This is a genomic window from Sphingobium sp. PAMC28499, assembly GCF_004795815.1.
Classification (GTDB): Bacteria; Pseudomonadota; Alphaproteobacteria; order Sphingomonadales; family Sphingomonadaceae; genus Sphingobium; species Sphingobium yanoikuyae.
Map to the genome: position 1 here is coordinate 3,921,472 of NZ_CP039248.1, position 17,656 is coordinate 3,939,127.

The following is a 17,656-nucleotide window of genomic DNA, read 5'->3' on the forward strand; positions in this document are numbered from 1 at the left end:
AGTCGAGACACGTTTATCATAGGGCGGCGCTTCCGTTTCTCGACTTCGCTCGAAACGAACGGAAGGGGTGCGGGATGGTCAGTCCCGCATGATCTTGTTGATGGCTTCGCGGATGCGCACGGGGCCGGGGAAATAGGCCCATTCCAGACTGTGCGGATAAGGCGTGTCGAAGCCGGTGACGCGCTCGATCGGCGCTTCGAGATGGTAGAAGCAGCGTTCCTGCACCAGCGCCGACAGTTCGGCGCCAAAGCCGGACGTCCGCGTTGCTTCATGCACGATCAGGCAGCGGCCGGTCTTCCTGACCGACGCCTCGATCGTCTCGATGTCGAGCGGCACCAGGCTGCGCAGGTCGACGATTTCGGCATCGATACCCAGCTTTGCCACGGTGTTTTCAACGACATGGACCATCGTGCCATAGCAGAGGATGGTCAGCGCCTCGCCGGGTCGGGCGATCCGCGCCTTGCCGAGGTCGATGCGATAATAGCCCTGCGGCACCTGGGCATCTGCATGGCCCGCCCAGCTCTTGGCCGGCGTGTCATAATGGCCGTCGAACGGGCCGTTATAGATGCGCTTGGGCTCGAAGAAGATGACCGGGTCATTATCCTCGATCGCCGCGATCAGCAGCCCCTTGGCGTCATAGGGGGTGGACGGGATCACCGTCTTGACCCCGGACACATGGGTGAAGATGCCTTCCGGGCTCTGGCTGTGAGTCTGGCCGCCGAAGATGCCGCCGCCAAAGGGCGAACGCACCGTCATCGGCGAGATGAACTCGCCGGCCGAGCGATAGCGCAGCCGCGCTGCTTCGCTCACCAACTGGTCGAGCGCGGGGTAGATATAGTCGGCGAACTGGATTTCCGGCACCGGCCGCAGGCCATAGGCGCCCATGCCGACCGCGACGCCGATGATGCCGCATTCGGTGATCGGCGTGTCGAACACGCGGTTCTTGCCATATTTCTGCTGGAGGCCGGCGGTGGCGCGGAACACGCCGCCAAAATAGCCGACATCCTCGCCCATCACCACGACATCGGGGTCGCGGCCCATCATCACGTCCAGCGCGCTGTTGATCGCCTGGATCATGTTCATTTGCTGGGTGTCAGCCACAGCTTCGAGAGGCGCTTCAATCATGGCGCGATCCTCCAACGCCGTTCGCCCTGAGCGAAGTCGAAGGGCTCTGCAGAGCCGAAGGCGAAGCGACTTCGCTCCGCTCAGTAGAGGGCTTCGACAAGCTCAGCCCGAACGGAAAAATATGTGTTTTCATCACAGCCCTGCCGCCTTCCATTCGTCCAGCATCTGCTGCTGCTGTTCTTTCAGGTGCCAGGGCATGTCCTCGAACACGTCCTGGAACATGCTTTCCATCGGATGGTGGAGGCCATGGCCCAATATGCCGTTCTTTTCGGCCTCACGCGCGGCGTCGCGGACCATCTCGGCCAGTTCCTGGTCCATCGCGGCGTGCCGCTCCTCGTCCCAGATGCCCAGCGTGATGCAATGCTGTTTCAGCCGCGCGATCGGATCGCCGAGCGGCCATTTGCTGCTTTCCTCGGCCGAGCGATAGGCCGTCGGATCGTCCGACGTGCTGTGCCCTTCGACGCGATAGGTGAAATGCTCGATCAAGGTCGGGCCACCATTGGCGCGGGCGCGGTCGGCGGCCCAGCGGGTGGCGGCATAGACGGCCAGCACGTCATTGCCATCGACGCGCAGCCCGGCAATGCCATAGCCGATCGCGCGCGCGGCGAAGGTGGTCGCCTCCGCCCCGGCAAAGCCGGAGAAGCTGCTGATCGCCCACTGGTTGTTCACCACATTCATGATGACCGGGGCGCGATAGACGCTGGCGAAGGTGCAGGCCGAATGGAAGTCGCCCTCCGCGGTCGAGCCCTCGCCGCACCAGGTGGCGGCGATGCGGGTATCGCCCTTGGCCGCGCTCGCCATCGCCCAGCCCACGGCCTGGGGATATTGGGTGGTGAGGTTGCCGGAGATGGAGAAGAAGCCGGCCTCGCGCGCCGAATACATGATCGGCAGCTGGCGCCCCTTCATCCGGTCGCCCTTGTTCGAGTAGATCTGGTTCATCATGTCGACGATGGACCAGTCGCGCGCGATCAAAATGCCCTGCTGGCGATAGGAGGGGAAGCACATGTCGTCGCGCGACAAGGCAAGCGCGGCGCCGATCGACACCGCCTCCTCGCCGGTCGACTTCATGTAGAAGCTGGTCTTGCCCTGGCGCTGGGCGCGGAACATGCGGCCGTCAAAGGCGCGGGTCAGCGCCATATAGCGCAGCATCTTGAGCAGCGTGTCAGCCGGCAGCTTGGGGTCCCAGGCGCCGACCGCATGGCCATCCTCGTCCAGCACGCGGACCAGCCCATAGGCGAAGTCGCGCATCTGCGAAGGGTGGGTCGCCTCGTCCGGGCGCGGCGCCGCGTCGGCCGCGGGAATGTCGAAATGGGTGAAGTCCGCGCTTTCACCGGGCCGCGCGGGCGGCTCGGGCACATGCAGCTGCAGCGGCGGCAGGTTGCGCCCCTGCCCGTCCGTCACAGCGCCGGATTCGATCGAATCGGTCATCCTGCCTCCTATTGTGCGTTGCAATAATATTGCTTGTGGCAATTATTATATTTCAACGCCGCGCAAGGCAAGCCTTACTGACCCAATTCCTTTTCGCCTGTCGCCTTCGCTGTCACCTTAAACAGCGACGGGCGCGGAAATATGGGCCTGCGGCGCATAATCCTGCACCTCGAAATCCTCGATCTTATAGTCGAAAATGCTCGAAGGCCGGCGATTGATCCGCAGCTTTGGCGCGCCAGCCGGGGTGCGGCTGATCTGCTCCTCCACCAGATCGGCATGATTGAGGTAGAGATGGACGTCGCCGCCCTGCCAGACCACCTCGCCCGGTTCCAGATCGCATTGCTGGGCCAGCATCCGGGTGATCATCGACAGGCCGAAGATGTTGAAGGCTTTTCCGGTCACCCTCTTTCTCCTCCGAATCACTTCACCTTCCGTTGGCACAGTCCCTAGGCCAACTTCGAGTAAGGCAGGGTGAGGCGCTGAGCCTTCAACTCAGCGCGGCGCATCACCCTGCCATGCGCAACGGAAGCTGAGAGAGCCTTGGACCCGGCGCTCTGCGCCGGGCCCGCTCAGCCCGCAGAATCAAGCTATGTTTGCGAGGCTTCAGGTTCAAGGTCCACCGAATCAGGCTGACAATCTTTGAGCTCGATCTCTCCGAGGATCTCGGAAGGCTTCACACCCAAGCCGGCCGCTAATGCAAATAGGACGTTGAGCGAGATGTTGAGCTCCCCTCGCTCGATACGTCCGTAACGAGCGCGTTCCACGTTTGCGAGTTGCGCGAATCGCTCCTGAGAAATGCCTTTGGCTTCTCTAAGGCTGCGAATGGTCGCCGCGAGTTTCTTTTGGGCCGTGCTGTACACTTGGCCGTTCAACGAAATACTTGCAATCACGGCAACGCCATATATAGCCACGCCATATATGGCGCTATTTGTTAGCACGCTCGATAGGCAGGTCGGACCGACACTTCCTAGAGAATAGCCTCACCCCCACGCTCGTTTGGGAAGGGGCGTTCATCGTGCTGATCCTCATGGGCCGTAGAGAATGTCGGCCATCGCTTCGAAAAGCCGACGCAACGGAAAATAGTGGGAGGCTCCAGATGAATCTCGTCGCTGACACGTCTCAAGACAAACGCCTTGCGCACGCATCGTGGGGGCCCTCTTCCAGTTTGGCATTCTTGATGCCTGAGGCGACGCGCCGCACATTCAGGTCCACGCAATGAAAACCGACTTTTTAAGTTACGAGTACGTGACGTCGCCTTTCAGACCGGATTGGGTCGGAGCACTGCCTCCGGGCGCAAAGATCGGCCTCATAACTGTGAGAAGAAACAGTCAGCGGCTCGTCTCGGAAATCAGTTGGGGGACGCTCGACGATGCTGGAAGCGTAACGTCCGGGACCGTCACCATTAAGTGGAGGAACCTAGAAGCCAGTCCGACAAGTGAGGCGGAAAAGCTCCGCCTTTATCGGAATGCCGCGAATGCCCTGAATCGGCGCCTCCGCGGCGTGGTCATAGAGAAGACCGACTATCGACCACGTAGTAGCCCAGAAACGTTATTCCATGAGGAGGCCCAGGTTAAGCCTTCTTGGCTTCGCGCGGAAGGCGACGCGTATGCACTCTTCGACGAACTTCGGATTGAGGTGGCCGAAGGCATCGGCTTCAAGACCTTCCTTCGACGATGGACGGAGAGTTCTGCAGAGGGACAGATAATTGCTATGCTGGAAGCGTTTCGCACCCTTCGCGAATTTCGCCGACAAGTCACAGCAGAGGTATTTGCTCCGGATTTCAAGCGAGTAAAGCCGCCAAAGAGTTTCAGCGACGTCATTCCAGGATGATGGTCGTGCGGATTGAAATTTGGCCGGGCGGTGACGAGCAGGCAGCGTTCGAACTTGGTCGCATGGATGTGACCAACGTCAGCACCGTGGCTGATGTCGGATCTTATACTGCCTCCATCACGCAGAGGGAGACTCCGACCCTTCGCGTGCCGAGTTTCGTCCGAAATGTGTGGGTCGCATCCCATCCCCGTGGGGATGGCCCTTGGGCGCTTGTTGCTAGGGTGCTTGGCGAAGTTACCGCAAAGCCCCTCGATAATCCGAAATCGTCGACCGATGTCTAGCGCAGGTAAAAACCGCACCTCCAAGTCGGGCGAATATGACGCTGACCTCGATGATTGGACGCCAGTCTACTCGACAGCATGTTTCGATCCAACTCGGCCACAAGTCCGGCTCGTGGGGCTGATTTCAAATGATCGCCGGCAGCGTTTCCCTGACGGTCGATCCGTTTGCACCTCCACGGTCCGTTCTTCACCCAGCGCTATCGCCGAGGGGGCAATCGTGCAGACGGATAATACGCGCTACCGGCTGCTGAAGCGCAGCTCTCGGTTTGCATTCGTAACGGAGTAACTCAGACCCAGGCAGGTCAATCATGAGTGCTTAGGCATTGGAATTTGGCAGCTGGATGGCGAGGATGGGAAGGCAGCAATGCACCCATTAGCGGTCGGTCCGTCTATGACCGGGCCTGGGACAAAACCGACGTTCGCGAGCTGCGCCGGGAACGGCAGGTTCCCGTCCAACACCTGCCGTTCCTGAAGCACTGATGATCGTTTCCCGGAATGCGAGGGATGGCCGGCAGGCGACTGTCTGGTTCGGAGCAGGGTTGCGGGCATAGCGGACGCTCACTCCGAGTCGGCTGCCGACCACAATCGGACATGCAGCTTATCGGCAGGAAATGGCCGGTTCCGGGAGTCCCGCCATCCCTGCAATCACAATCTGTCGGTCAGCATAGCGCTTCATCCGCCAGCAACCGATCAACATAGTCGATCGGATATATTCTCTGAACTCTCGATCCAGCGAGCGCGCGACGGACGCAGTTTGTTTGGTTCCTAAGTCAACGCCCCGCCGCCACTGCAGCGTCGTGCGTCCAGTGGAGTAAGTTATGAGCGCCGTTGTCGGTGATCCAATCGTAAGCCTTAGCGCCATGACTTAATTGCATGACTTGACCCTGTGGCGCGACCGGAAGCCATTTTGGCCACGACGCAAGCGGAGCACCGAGCCGCAGGAAAATTCGCCATGTTCCGTTGAACCATTCGTAGATGCGAGGACGCATCTGCGCGTCATAGCCAATCGCCATCTGATCGAGCGGATTTGGTCCCTTGAGGGAATACCCGTTACGGGGACAATTGCAGTTGTTGATGTAGACAGCCAGCAACCCGTTACCCCGCGCAACGCTCTTTGCTATCTCGTAACGGACCCAGGGCCGGTTCCAAGTTTCGTAACCTGCCAGAACACAGGTTGCCGAAGTGCCTTCCAACCCCTTGTCGATCATACCTTTCAGCGCACCAGGATTCTTAAGCTTCGCATCCTCCCATAGGCTGCGATCCTGCGGGGTCGGGAGCCGTTGCTTGTCCACGGGGCGAAATTGCCCGGCCTTCCTGATGTGGTTGACCCGGAAGATGTCCGCGTAGTGGAAGGAGTAAAAGACCCGCCTGATCTTCGGCGTGGATTTCAGGTTGGCAAAGGGATTACCGGCAGCCGCAGGTTTCGGTGGAACTCCGAAAAATCCTAGCGCCGTTGGCTGCGGCTTGAAGAACGGATTAGTCGTGCCGAGAGCCGGTGGTGTTGGTGTCGGCGGGCTGGCCAGCCCGAACAGTCCGCCCAGGGTTGATTTCGGCGGGGACGACAGGCTGGCGAGGGTCAATGCGTTTGGCTGCGGCGGTGTCGCGAACAGAGCCGCCAGGCCCGTCGGCTTTGGGGTCGGCGGGTTCAATCCGCCGTGCCCCTCCAACGCCTTCCACAGCTCTTCCAGATAGTTGCTCGGTGGGTTTCCGCTCATCCGTCGGACCATACAAGAAAGCGGCAATGCAGGCCAGCAAGATGGGGATGTAGAACAGGAGAATAGATAGACTTCTCGCGGCCTTCCCTAGGCACGCGAGAGAGAACTTAGCGGGCTTAATACGGAGATCGGCGGCCTCGGAAAGTGGTCGCTGAGCGATGCGCTCGTATGCGGCCCGGAAGCGCAGTTCGAGGGTCAGATAATAGAGGTCCAGGAAGCCGAGGCAGATCACCGCAACGATCGCACCAAGGGCCAGCTTTGCGGTTCCGGCCTGAACAGCTAGTGCGATGATCGCCGCAAGGATCGTGATGCAGAATGTTTTGGCGCTAGCACTGAACCCCGCCATGCGCGTGACCGCGCCCTGCACCATGTTCAGGTGGGCGATGCGGAGATCGACCAGCTTATCGGGTGACGGTGTTATAACCGGTGGCTGGGTCATGCCTTTCGTGCCTTCTCCTTGGCAAACTGAGCGATCACATCGTCGAGCGATCCTTCAGCAGCGGCCCAGGCACGATACTTCTTCAGGCGCTTCTCATCCTCGTTATTATTCCACCAGCGATATAGCCCTCCATGCGCCTCATACTTCACCTTCTCCCACTCGGCTTTGAGCAGCCATTGCGAGTGTGCGATGAGCAGCTTGTCGGCCTTGTCCACCAGAAGGGGGTCGGTCCTGTCGCGGATCACCACACTATCGATCAGGCGCAACAGGTTCTTGTCGATCTCGTTCCAGGGATTGAGTTGCAGCTGAATGACCGAGGCGGTGTTGTTGATCTTGGTGAGGACGTTGACGACCAGCGTCGCGGTACCACTCCCCTTCTCGCTCAGCACCTTCTGACCCATGAGAGTGAAGCTCAGTTCAGCCAGTAACCCCGAGTAGGTGGCGATGCTTGTTCGCAACTTTTCGATCCACTTCGATCGTTCCGCTGTGATGCTGTTGATGTAGACCGCGCGGCCAGCCACCAGGTACGACGTGACAACGCCCGCAAGAGCGCCGACCAGCGCTATCAATGCGACGATCACCGCAATAGCCGCTGCACCACCCCCGAGTGCATGATAGATTTGTGTCACTATGTCCATGTCATCCCCCCGCACCAGGTTGGCGCAGATGGGAATGCGATGCAATGAAAGGATAAAACAGGCAGGCCTTCGACGAAACAGACGTTCTGATCTTAAATTCCGGGGGTCAAGTTGCAATTAACCGTGTGAATGTCCGTTTTGGCCAGATGCGGCCACTCGCCGCGATGGCCGGGAATGTCAGCTATATCTCACTCCCAGTCATAAGCGGACGGACCGCTCAAAGGCGCACTCATTTCCCAATTGAACGACGTGGATGGGCGCGAAGCCGACCGGCCGATTTGCCAGATCCGAATGGCGGCTTTCAGCGTAAGCCGACGCTCGCATCAACCACGCTGTATGTCCTGAGCTGGTCGACACCCGCCGGAATAGCGGACGGTCTGCTGCTGGGGAGCGAAAGCCCGGCGCTGAATGGCGACAAAGGGTCGTTGTCGTCCTTGGCAAGCATACAAGATATTGGCGCGCGGTAAGGGTACTTCCATCAAACGCCAGTGGGTGAGCACGTCATCGATCGGCCATTGGCATTGTCTCAAAGGGCTTGGAAGAGAAGCCCGTCCAATGCATCAACCGCGTAAAGGCGGACCGCGCGCCGCGCACACCGTCGTTCTGGACGAGATAGTATAGGCCATCTCCCAAGGGCTGTATTCCGACATCGGCCTTCTGATACCACCCCCGCACACCCGTCTTCACATCATGAACCCCATCCTGAGCGAGCGGCAGTAGCAGGCCTTTTTCTGGATTCATGCCTTGAGGAGAAGCCAGGCCTTGCAAGGCCTGGCGACGTGGCCGGCTGCGGGCATCGAGCGCGAACAGCAGATAATTGGGCCAGTCGGGTTTGGCACCCTGATAGACGCCCATGAACCAGCGTTGCAGGCTTGAATCATAGGCGAGGTTCTGGACGCCATAGCGGGTGTTGCCGGTAAGGACGAAATATTTGCCCCGAGGGGTAGTCGGGCCAGAATGGTGCAGTGCCTTTTCGTCAATCGGCTGCGCCTCTCGGCCCCAGCCCGTCGCGTCATATTGCAGGAGGACCTGATGATCATTGTCGCTGCGGGCGACGTCGCCATAAATGCCGTAAGCGACGGTCAGGTAGAGCGGGCCGTCGCTCCGGCCGAAGGCGGGGCCAAAAGCGACGCCATCGATGCCTGAACAGCCATAGCGATGATCCGCCTTGCCGTCGCCATCGAGATCGGCGGCATAGTCGCGCGTCACTTCGGGCAGATAGACGGCGCGCAGCAGGTCGGTGCCGGCAACCGTCATGCCGACCCGATCGATCCGTGCCCCGTCGATCATCGCGATATAGAAGGCGTCCTGCTTGCCATATTCCAGCGAGCCATAGACCCGTCCGTCGACCGGGTTGAAGTCCAGGTCGCCCAGATGCCCCGACCAGCCGGTCAGTGTGCCGACGAGCTGGCCTTCAAAGTCATATTTGGCGAGCATGTCGGTGAAGGAATAATAGATGAAGCCGCCCTTGCGATCGACCGCGATACCCTGAACATGGCCCGAGGCGAAAGGGCCCGCGACCTGTTCGCGCGGCAGGTCGGCAGGCGGAAACGGCGTAGCCGAATGAGCAGACTGGGCAAGGCCAAGCAGAAGTAGCGCAACGATCGCGGACCGCATCATAATCTCCCGATCAGGCGCTGAAGACACGGCGGCCGCGCTCGACCGACATGCGATGGGTGCTGGCGATCCGCGTGCTGCGCGCCTTGATCGTATCGAGGAACAGCCATTCGCCGGTCACCCGATCACGGCTGATGTCTATCATCATATAGCCACGCTGGTGCGTGTTCGCCCATTTGAGTTCGGGATTGGCGGCGACGAAGCCGCGCGCCACCGCCGTCGGATCGCCGCGCAGGTCACCCTCCATGCCACCCGACGTGACCGCCTGTCCGGCAAATTCGACACCGGCGGGCTGGCCATCCTCGACCAGGCCGTAGGCCCAGGCATTGTGGCTGTCGCCCGCCAGCATGATGAGGTCGGAGTTGGCCGCCTGTGCCGACCGGAGCAGGCGCGAGCGGGCAGCGGGATAGCCGTCCCACCGGTCCATCCACATCGGCAGGCCATTTTGCGCCATGCGCACGCTGTTGCGATAGCGTTGGACCAGCTTGGCGTTAGCGTCGGGACGGAGCCAGTCGGTGACATTGGCCGGCATCACCGTACGGCCGATGATCGTACCCATGCCGACCATCTGCCAGGCGGTGGTGCGGGCGTTCGCCCGGAACGCATGGGCCAGCCAGCTTTCCTGGGTGCTGCCCAACATGGTGGCCGATGGGTCCTGCCACACGCCATCATGGAAGGCCTTTAGCGCGGCGTCCCCATCGGGCGCGCTGGCGGCGGCCGTGATGTCGGCCGGGCGCGTACGGGCGAGCAGGCGGGATTCGGTGCGATACAGCGTCGCCAGCGTCCCGATATCATAGGCCTTCCACGGCTCGTCCGACACCGGCATCCATTCGCGATAGACCTGCATTGCGGCGGCGCGGCGGGTGTTCCAGTCGCCTTCCTTGTCGGCCTGATGGTTCTGGGCGCCACCTTCCCAGCTGTCATTGGCCGATTCATGATCGTCCCACAGCGCAACCATCGGCGCCATCTGGTGCAGCCGTTGCAGGTCGGGGTCAGCCCGATAGGTGGCGTAGCGCAGGCGATAGTCGGCAATCGCCAGGATTTCCGTGTCGGGCATCAGTGTGCGCCCCACGATGCCCTGATCGAGCCGCACCGAAGCATTGCCATATTCGTAGATATAGTCGCCGACATGCAGCCACAGGTCGAGATCGTCGCGCGCCGCGGCATGGGCATAGGCGTTGAACCAGCCATAGGGCAGGTTGGAACAAGAAAAGACGCCCAGGCCAAAGCGCGGCACGTCGCCTTGCGGCAGCGTCCGGGTGCGGCCGACCGGCGACTTGCTGCCGTCCGGCGCGACGAAGCGATACCAGTAACTCGTGCCGGGCTGAAGCCCGTCCACTGTCACTTTCGCTGTCCAGTCGCGATAGCCCCCGGTGCGCACCGCGCCGCCGCCGACGATCCGCACGAAATCGGGATCGATCGCCACTTCAACGTCGAGGCGCACGCTCTCAACCTCGCTCGCAGGGACATAGCGGGTCCATAGCAGCATCGAATCCGCCCCCGGCTCGCCGCTGGCGACCGCATGGGTGAAGCCGCGCGCGCCGATCAGTTCGGCGGCCAGCGCCCGGCCGGCGGGTAGCGCCAGGGCGCCAATGCCCCAGGCGCCACCCAGGATCATGCTGCGGCGGTCGATATGCATTACCATGAAGATGCCTTTTCGATGGGATCGGAAAGGGACGGAGCGGCCCAAGGCCGCTCCGTCCAGTGGGGGAGGATCAGAAGCTGCCCTTGATGCCGATGTTCCACATCGAGCCGTAGATGCTGTACTGGCGCACCCGGCTTTCGATGTTGGAATAGATGACGTCGGGCGCATTGAAGATATTGCGGCCGGCGACATTCAATTCGAAATTGGGGCTCAGCTTGTAGCTGAAGCTCACATTCCAGAGCTGGCGATCGGTATGATAGAGGACACCATTGTTGGCGGTGGTCGGCGTGGCGCTCAATGCACTCACCCGATATCGCGACTGCCAGTTGCCCGTCAGCTGGAAGTCGAACGGGCCATAGCTGTAGCGCAGGCCCCAGTTGGCCGATTTTTCCGGCGTGTTGACGCGCTCGGCATCGGGGAAGAGACGGGTGAAGGAACCGCGCAAACCCAGCCCCTTGAGGATGCCCGGCAGGAAGGTCAGCTGCTGGTCATATTCGAAGATCAGCCCCTCATTGGTGCTGGTCCCCGGAAGATTCTGCGCGCTTCGGAATGTGTAGCCGGCATATTCATCAGCATCGAAGCCGACGGCGGCGGGATCGACCTCGATCCCGGTGACCTGCATGTCCTTCATGTCGAGACGATAATAGGACAGGCCGATGATGCCCGACGGCTCCAGATAATATTGAAGGCTGGCGAAATATTTGGTCGAATGTTCGGGCTTTAGCAGGGGATTGGGTACATTGACGATCTGTGTATCGTCATTGACCGACACCACCCCGCCCAGATTGCCATAGTCGGGCCGCAGGATCGACTGGCTGAAGGCGAGCTGGCCGACCAGCCGGCGGCTGAAATCATATTTCATGCCCCCGCTCAGGAACCAATCATCATATTCACCATGACGGGTCGAATAGGTGCCGCCATTATATTGATAGAGCAGCCCTTCGACAGTGTTGGTCTTGTAGCCTGCCGCCTCGACCTCGCTGGTCGGGCGGATATTGGCGACCAGCGCACCCGTCCTGGTCTTCTCGTAGCGCAGGCCGAGGTCAAAGGTCGCCTTGCCGACGCGCGCCTCCGCCTCGACATAGGCGGCGTAAATATCTTCCTTGACCCGCTTGTTGTTGTCGAGGTCGCGCTTCAGATTGCCGACGGTATCGGCAACGAAATATTCCGGATGCGCCTTGTAGATGTCGTACATCGCGTAATTATTGTCGGCGCGCCAGTTCTGGTCGTTGAGGTTGCCGGCGTTGAAGCCGATGATTTCGAACTGATAGCGATTGGTCCAGGGAATCACTGCGGCTGGGTCCTTTTGGCTCAGATCGCCGTTCGGGCCGACATATTGGAACTGGTCATAAGACCCCTCATTTGTGCGCCAGTCGTTCACCCGCGCGCCGGCCCCCGCCATCAGCGTCAGCGGCACGTCACCGACGAACAGCTTGCGCTTGATGTCCAGATTGCCGCCATACATTTCATTGCGGGCGTCCGATTCAGCCGTGCGGATATTGTTGCCGATGTCATCGTCACGGTTGAAGCTGGTGGGATCGCTCCATGACCGACCGGCTGTCTGCTGCAACGTCCAGGCGTTCGAGCTTTCCGACGCCCGGTCGAGCGTGAAGCCGATACGCGTCAGCCAGCTGTCGGTGCGTTGGAAGAAGCCTTTGGAATTGTCGCGGAAATTGAATTCCGAACTGGAATAGCTGCCGCGCAGCGCGACTTCCCAATCGTCATTCTTATATTCGAGCTTGGGTGCCAGCAGCATTGCCGGGGTGCCGGCATAGCGATGCGAATATTGGGTGTGCAGCCGCGTGTTGGTGCCGTTGGGATTGACGACGATATGGGTACCGGTCGAATCCGGCGTGGCATAGGATTTGGTCGTCGTGCCGAAAATCAAATAGGTATATTGGTTGAAATATTCGACCTCGTAGAGGGAATAGCTGCCCCGCAGCGACAGCGCGAGTTCGTCGGAGAATTTATAGTCGACCGATAGGTTGGCGGCGGTGCGGCTGGTCTTCTTCGGGCCAGGACGCCACATGACCTGATAGGGGATGACCCGGCCGTCGGCGAGATAGGACCAGTCGGTCTGGACGCGATCCTGCTGGACATAATTGGCATTGTAGCTGGCGCTCAGCGCGACGCCGAGCCGCCCGTCCAGAAACACGTCGCCATAGTTGAAGCTGGCCGATGGATAGATGCGGGCATGCTTGTCATTGTCGGGCAAATAGATTTCGCCGATCCCGGCGTCCGAGGTGCCGACCCCGCCGACCTGGAAGCGCAGTTGGCGCTTCTTCAGCTGAAACGCATATTTGCTGCGCAGGTTGATCGCGCCGCCAGGCGCGTCGGCATCCATGCGGGCGGTCAGCGTGTTGTTCAGCTCGATCGACTCAATGCCGGTGATCGACATCTGCTCGAAACTGTTCTGGCGGCCATTATTGTTGTTGGACGTCGCCGTCGCCATGCGGGCGCCGTCGGTGGTGAAGGTCGAATATTTGGGGTCGAGACCACCAATGCGGACCGCCGTGGCATCAACCTCGGTATAGTCGAGCGAGATGCCCGGCATCTGCTTCATGAATTCGCCGACATCACCCATGGTCAACAGGCCGTAATTGTCGGCAGCGACCACGGTCTTGGCATTGGTGGCGGCGCGGCGTTCCATGATCGCGGCGGCCTGCCCCTCGCGCCGGGCGGTGACAGTGATGGCCGAGCCGTCGTCGGCGGAAGAGCCCGCAAAGGTCGGTGCGCGCAACGCCACGTCCAGCGTCGCGACTTCACGCAGGCTGACAGTGGCGATCAGTCTTTCGGTCTGGAGGCCGGTATATTTGACGACGATCGTCGCTTCACCGGCCGGAATGTTGGACAAACGAAATTCGCCATTATCCTCAGAATAGACGGTGATCGGCGTGCCCTCGACGCGAATTTCCGCGTTGCGCAGATATTCGCCGGTGACCGTGTTGAACACACGGCCGCGCACCATGCCATTGCCGACGCTGGCTTCCGGGCGCGCCGAGCGCAGGGTGATGACATTGCCGTCGTCCGATCCAACCCGCAGCGGCGTACCTGCGATCAGGCGGCGCAACGCTTCGCGCACGTCCATCCGCCCCTTGATTGCGGGCGTGTTGATGCCGGCCAGATCACGGGCCGGGGCTACGATCTGCATTTGTGCCTGTCGGGCCAGTTCGGGGATGGCACGGACGGCGGGCTGGGCGGGTATGTCGAAGAGGCGTTCCTGCGCATGGGCCGGCACGGCCGCGGTAAGCGCAACGACAGAAGCCCCACAAGTGAGGAGAGAATGACGCGAATACATTAGCTGGTAGCCCCCTGCTGGCCGCGCGCTGCACGGCGTTCGACCCTAAGAGGTGGGAGGCCGGCGGTTCCGCTAATGCGGGGTCAATTTTTTTTCGACTGCGCTGTGCGGCTCAGGATGAGGTCATGGTCCTGCCGGACTAGGCTAGCATCGAAGATGGTCGAAATGGCGCGACTGAAGCCAGCGGGATCATTGGCTGTAAACAGACCCGTTACAGGTTCGCGCGCCAGTGCCGCGTCCGGTATAAGGATGCGGGTTTCGCTGTAACGGGCAAAGGCATTGGCCGCCTGCTGCAAGGTCTCGCCCTCGAAGGCCAGTTTCCCGTCGCGCCAGGCCAGCTCCCGGTTGATCCGTTCGGGCGAGATCGGTTCGGGCCGTTCCGCGACGAACAGGCTGGTTGCCGCATTGGCCATGACCATGTGGGTATTGCCAGCCAGGGCAACAACCTGACCGCTCATGGGATTGACCGCAGGCAGTTCGACCAGCCCCTGATGCACCAATATGTCGACAGGCGCCTTGGCCAGCTTGCGGACGCGAAAGCCGGCCTGCGCTGTGCGCAATCGGCGACCGCCGACCTCGACAATGAATGGGCGCCGCTCGTCGCGTGCGACCGAGAAATAGACTTCGCCATCTAGCAGCGAGACCAGACGTTCCTTTTCACCATAAAGGATCTGGATGCGGCTGTCGGTATTCAGCAGGGCGGTCGACCCGTCCTCCAGCGGCACCAGTCGCATCTCGCCGCGGCCGGTGCGGATTTCCGCGCCCGATGCTGGCATGCCGATGGTCAATGCGGCCATGCCCGCCATGGCGGCCAGCGCACCACCGCCGATGCCGAGCAAATGTCGTCGCGACAGGCCGCGCTGTTTTTTCGGTTCGAACAGACGAGGGTCGAAATCTGGGCCCAGCGCCTGCGCGGACTCACTCATCAACGACAATGCCTGGGCACGCAGCAGGGCACCCTTATGGCGCGGATCGGCGGCCAGCCATTGATTCAGTTCGGCATCCTGCGCCGCAGACAGCGCGCCACGATCCAGCCGCGCCGCCCAATCGGACGCGGTTTGGTCAATGCTGCGACTGTCTTCTTGTCCGGCCATCAACTGCGCGCGTCTCCGTTGTCACATCCCTAGAGGTTTGGGGCAGCGTCTTTCCACCACGACCGAACCAGTCAATCAAAAATCGGATGCCGCGCGAAATATGCGTCTCGACCGTATTTTCCGATATACCCATCTGCGCCGCGATTGCGCGCTGAGGCAGGCCCTCGACCCGGCGTAGGATGAACGCCTCACGCGTCTTGAGCGGCATGGCCGCGATCGCGCAGGCCAGTTGGCGCAATTCATCCCGGTCGATCGCCGTCTGCTCGGGTGATGCGGTATCGTCAGGGTGGTCCAGATAGTCAAGATTGTCGACCGCGTGGATGGGAACGATCCGCGCACGGCGGATATGGCGGGTTACCACAGACCGGGCTACCTGGAACAGATAGGCCCGGGGATAGGCGATGGTGTCCACCCGATCCATCTCCGCGAAGATGCTGTAGGACTCCTGAATGATATCGTCGGGTTCCAGTCCGCCCAATGGCCGACGCGCAAGCCAGCCGCGCAAAGCAGGCTCATGCGGCAAGATATTGCGCAGCAGCCAGCGCGCTCTTTCCCTGTCCGTTCCGCTCATCCCAGTTCCGCGACCGTTTATTATGACGAAGTGTCGATTCTGGGAGTGGCTAGAGGGGAAATGTGACAAACAGGCTGCGGGGCCGACATCTTCAAAACGTGCGGCCCATCTTTTCGAGGGCGGTGCGTTCAAACTGCCAGCATCCTTGGGTGCCCCCCTTTCAGCTTACACTGCGGGAGAAGCACGGCCTTAATCGAATCTAACAAGCAGACCTTCAGCACTTGGCGATTGAAAATCGACCTCCGAACGGCAGCAATGGGTCGACGGCGGAAGTGGCCGCTACGCGCCCACTCAAGCCGTTCGACCGCAATATTACGATGCTTGAAAGCGGACCGCCCGATTATGACTGGGCCTGGGACAGTGCTGCCGTTCCAAATTGATAGATCGGATGGCAGCTCCTGTCTGGAGCCGACATACATCGTTTGCCTGACTGGCATCACAGATCGGCAGAAAGTGGGCCGATTGTTGACCGTCCTCTTTTGGGGAGAAATCGGCTAAAGCTGCCGTCAAGCAGCTGACTCTTAATCAGCGGGTCCTAGGTTCGAGCCCTAGTGCGTCCACCACATTTCCCTTTTTCGTAAATCAGATACTGAGCTTGCGAGATCGGGCTATTGAGAGCATTTTTTTTGCTAAGCATCTCTAGGTAGCAGAGCGCTAATTCGGCGCTGCAGTGCAGTGAACGGTTCATGGCCTGCGCTCTGTCGAACTGAGCTTGAGCGAGTAATCGGCTCACCTTCCCGCCAGCGGCGCACGCTGGGATGGCAGCTCGGAAACTCAGGCAGCGCGGTGTCGTGCTGACAGCTAGGCCGCCCGAGCGCCCGATGGACAAGAATGACGCCCTTGGCTGGATGCCCTGCCAGCTCGGATACGCCCCATAGACGGTAAGAACGGTCAGACGGTTATTCGTGGAGGCTAAGAGCAGATTGGGGCCAGGGGCGCGATAGGCCTGGTGCTCGAACCGTCAGTCGCGCAGCACCCGCTCGATAGCGGTGTCGACACTGGTCCGATCACCGCACCGCTGAGCGCCTACCGCCGATCCGGTTTGCGTTCTGTTCCTTCGAGCGATAATATCGTCATCTGACGCTAAAGCATCTCGAGTGGACGGCGGTCGCGTGGCCTGGGAAATTCCGCATCGAGTGTCGCAATGTCGGCGTCGGAGAGCACGATATCTGCGGCCGCGCGGTTCTCCCGCACATGTGCAATCGAACTCGCTTTCGGGATGGCGATAAGGCCATCGTGGCGCAACGTCCAGGCAAGTGCGACCTGCGCAGGGGTTGCGCCAACCTGGGCCGCTACTTTGTCGAGGGCGGGATGGCTTGAGAGGCGTCCCTGCTCGACGGGACTATACGCCATCACTGGCACTTTGTGCTGGGCGAGCCACGGCAACAGGTCCAACTCAGGGCCTCGACGGACGAGATTGTAGAGGATCTGATCGGTCACGCAGCCATCCCCGCCGGCAGCGATAAGCTCGTCCATATCGTCGGTATCGAGATTGCTGACACCCCAATGCCTGATTTTCCCCGCTGATTTGAGCGCCTCCAATGCCTCCACAGTCTCAGCGAGCGGCACCGATCCCCGCCAATGGAGCAGGTAGAGGTCCAGCCGGTCGGTGCCGAGCCGCTTCAGGCTCGCCTCGCATGCATCGGCAAGGCGGGAGCGCGATGCGTTCTGCGGATATGCCTTGCTGACGAGGAACAACTCGTCGCGAACGCTGCCCAGCGCCTCGGATATCAGCGTTTCCGCCGCACCATCGCCGTACATTTCGGCGGTATCGATGAGCGTCATGCCCAGTTCGACACCGGCGCGTAGCGTGGCGATCTCATCGGATCGGCGCTCGGCACGTTCGCCCATCTTCCAGGTGCCTTGACCCAGTGAAGGAACCACTTCCCCGCCGGGCAATGTCACGTGTTTCATGTGCTTTCGTCCTATGAGATGAGTTCGACTGTTCGGTCGGGGGGCAGATTGGCAGATGACC

The 17,656-nt window shown here is 60.8% G+C and carries 13 protein-coding genes and 1 pseudogene; 1 reads left to right on the plus strand and 13 read right to left on the minus strand.

What is annotated here, in order from left to right:
* Positions 1-78: 78 nt before the first annotated feature.
* From E5554_RS18670 to E5554_RS18685, 4 genes and pseudogenes are all read right to left on the minus strand, one after another.
* Positions 79-1,083 (minus strand): alpha-ketoacid dehydrogenase subunit beta, encoded by a 1,005-nt coding sequence (locus tag E5554_RS18670; RefSeq protein WP_136188411.1) that lies wholly within the window; start codon positions 1,081-1,083, stop codon positions 79-81.
* A 174-nt stretch (positions 1,084-1,257) separates the two neighbouring features.
* Positions 1,258-2,553 carry a 3-methyl-2-oxobutanoate dehydrogenase (2-methylpropanoyl-transferring) subunit alpha gene (locus E5554_RS18675; protein WP_010337241.1) on the minus strand — a complete coding sequence of 432 codons (1,296 nt, stop codon included), beginning with the start codon at positions 2,551-2,553 and terminating at the stop codon, positions 1,258-1,260.
* 117 nt (positions 2,554-2,670) lie between these two features.
* Positions 2,671-2,943 (minus strand): annotated as a pseudogene (locus E5554_RS18680) (thymidylate synthase); the annotation flags it as partial.
* Positions 2,944-3,140: 197 nt separating this feature from the next.
* Positions 3,141-3,443, minus strand: a complete 303-nt coding sequence (locus E5554_RS18685; RefSeq protein WP_168708738.1) for a helix-turn-helix transcriptional regulator — start codon at positions 3,441-3,443, stop codon at positions 3,141-3,143.
* A 325-nt stretch (positions 3,444-3,768) separates the two neighbouring features.
* Between E5554_RS18685 and E5554_RS18690 the strand changes: the two genes are divergently transcribed.
* Complete coding sequence (locus tag E5554_RS18690; protein ID WP_136187703.1) at positions 3,769-4,383, plus strand: hypothetical protein; 615 nt, start codon at positions 3,769-3,771, stop codon at positions 4,381-4,383.
* A 1,051-nt stretch (positions 4,384-5,434) separates the two neighbouring features.
* On the opposite strand, the gene E5554_RS18700 is transcribed toward E5554_RS18690, so the two are convergent.
* The 9 genes from E5554_RS18700 to E5554_RS18740 all read right to left on the minus strand — a co-directional run bounded on the left by E5554_RS18700 (position 5,435) and on the right by E5554_RS18740 (position 17,595).
* Positions 5,435-6,244, minus strand: coding sequence for a TIR domain-containing protein (locus tag E5554_RS18700; RefSeq protein ID WP_168708739.1), 810 nt, complete (start codon positions 6,242-6,244; stop codon positions 5,435-5,437).
* Positions 6,141-6,818 (minus strand): hypothetical protein, encoded by a 678-nt coding sequence (locus tag E5554_RS23130; protein ID WP_168708740.1) that lies wholly within the window; start codon positions 6,816-6,818, stop codon positions 6,141-6,143. The genes E5554_RS18700 and E5554_RS23130 overlap by 104 nt, the downstream gene beginning before the upstream one ends.
* Complete coding sequence (locus E5554_RS18705) at positions 6,815-7,456, minus strand: hypothetical protein (protein WP_136187706.1); 642 nt, start codon at positions 7,454-7,456, stop codon at positions 6,815-6,817. The genes E5554_RS23130 and E5554_RS18705 overlap by 4 nt, the downstream gene beginning before the upstream one ends.
* Before the next feature lie 501 nt (positions 7,457-7,957).
* Positions 7,958-9,076, minus strand: coding sequence for a hypothetical protein (locus E5554_RS18710; protein ID WP_136187707.1), 1,119 nt, complete (start codon positions 9,074-9,076; stop codon positions 7,958-7,960).
* A 10-nt stretch (positions 9,077-9,086) separates the two neighbouring features.
* Complete coding sequence (locus E5554_RS18715; protein WP_136187708.1) at positions 9,087-10,718, minus strand: alkaline phosphatase D family protein; 1,632 nt, start codon at positions 10,716-10,718, stop codon at positions 9,087-9,089.
* 70 nt (positions 10,719-10,788) lie between these two features.
* Positions 10,789-13,956 (minus strand): outer membrane beta-barrel protein, encoded by a 3,168-nt coding sequence (locus E5554_RS18720; RefSeq protein ID WP_210729770.1) that lies wholly within the window; start codon positions 13,954-13,956, stop codon positions 10,789-10,791.
* Positions 13,957-14,099: 143 nt separating this feature from the next.
* Entirely contained in the window at positions 14,100-15,110 is a 1,011-nt protein-coding gene (locus tag E5554_RS18725) for a FecR domain-containing protein (protein WP_136187710.1), read from the minus strand.
* Positions 15,079-15,681: a sigma-70 family RNA polymerase sigma factor gene (locus tag E5554_RS18730; RefSeq protein WP_136187711.1), complete on the minus strand. Its 603-nt coding sequence runs from the start codon at positions 15,679-15,681 to the stop codon at positions 15,079-15,081. Before E5554_RS18730 ends, E5554_RS18725 begins: the two co-directional genes overlap by 32 nt.
* Positions 15,682-16,764: 1,083 nt before the next feature.
* The gene (locus E5554_RS18740) at positions 16,765-17,595 is read right to left on the minus strand and encodes an aldo/keto reductase (RefSeq protein WP_136187712.1); all 831 of its coding nucleotides are present in this window, start codon (positions 17,593-17,595) and stop codon (positions 16,765-16,767) included.
* Positions 17,596-17,656: the final 61 nt, after the last annotated feature.

Coding starts and splice junctions, on each gene's coding strand:
- E5554_RS18670 (WP_136188411.1), bottom strand. CDS start 1,083: ATGAACATGATCCAGGCGATCAACAGCGCGCTGGACGTGATGATGGGC.
- E5554_RS18675 (WP_010337241.1), bottom strand. CDS start 2,553: ATGACCGATTCGATCGAATCCGGCGCTGTGACGGACGGGCAGGGGCGC.
- E5554_RS18690 (WP_136187703.1), top strand. CDS start 3,769: ATGAAAACCGACTTTTTAAGTTACGAGTACGTGACGTCGCCTTTCAGA.
- E5554_RS23130 (WP_168708740.1), bottom strand. CDS start 6,818: ATGACCCAGCCACCGGTTATAACACCGTCACCCGATAAGCTGGTCGAT.
- E5554_RS18705 (WP_136187706.1), bottom strand. CDS start 7,456: ATGGACATAGTGACACAAATCTATCATGCACTCGGGGGTGGTGCAGCG.
- E5554_RS18710 (WP_136187707.1), bottom strand. CDS start 9,076: ATGATGCGGTCCGCGATCGTTGCGCTACTTCTGCTTGGCCTTGCCCAG.
- E5554_RS18715 (WP_136187708.1), bottom strand. CDS start 10,718: ATGGTAATGCATATCGACCGCCGCAGCATGATCCTGGGTGGCGCCTGG.
- E5554_RS18725 (WP_136187710.1), bottom strand. CDS start 15,110: ATGGCCGGACAAGAAGACAGTCGCAGCATTGACCAAACCGCGTCCGAT.
- E5554_RS18730 (WP_136187711.1), bottom strand. CDS start 15,681: ATGAGCGGAACGGACAGGGAAAGAGCGCGCTGGCTGCTGCGCAATATC.
- E5554_RS18740 (WP_136187712.1), bottom strand. CDS start 17,595: ATGAAACACGTGACATTGCCCGGCGGGGAAGTGGTTCCTTCACTGGGT.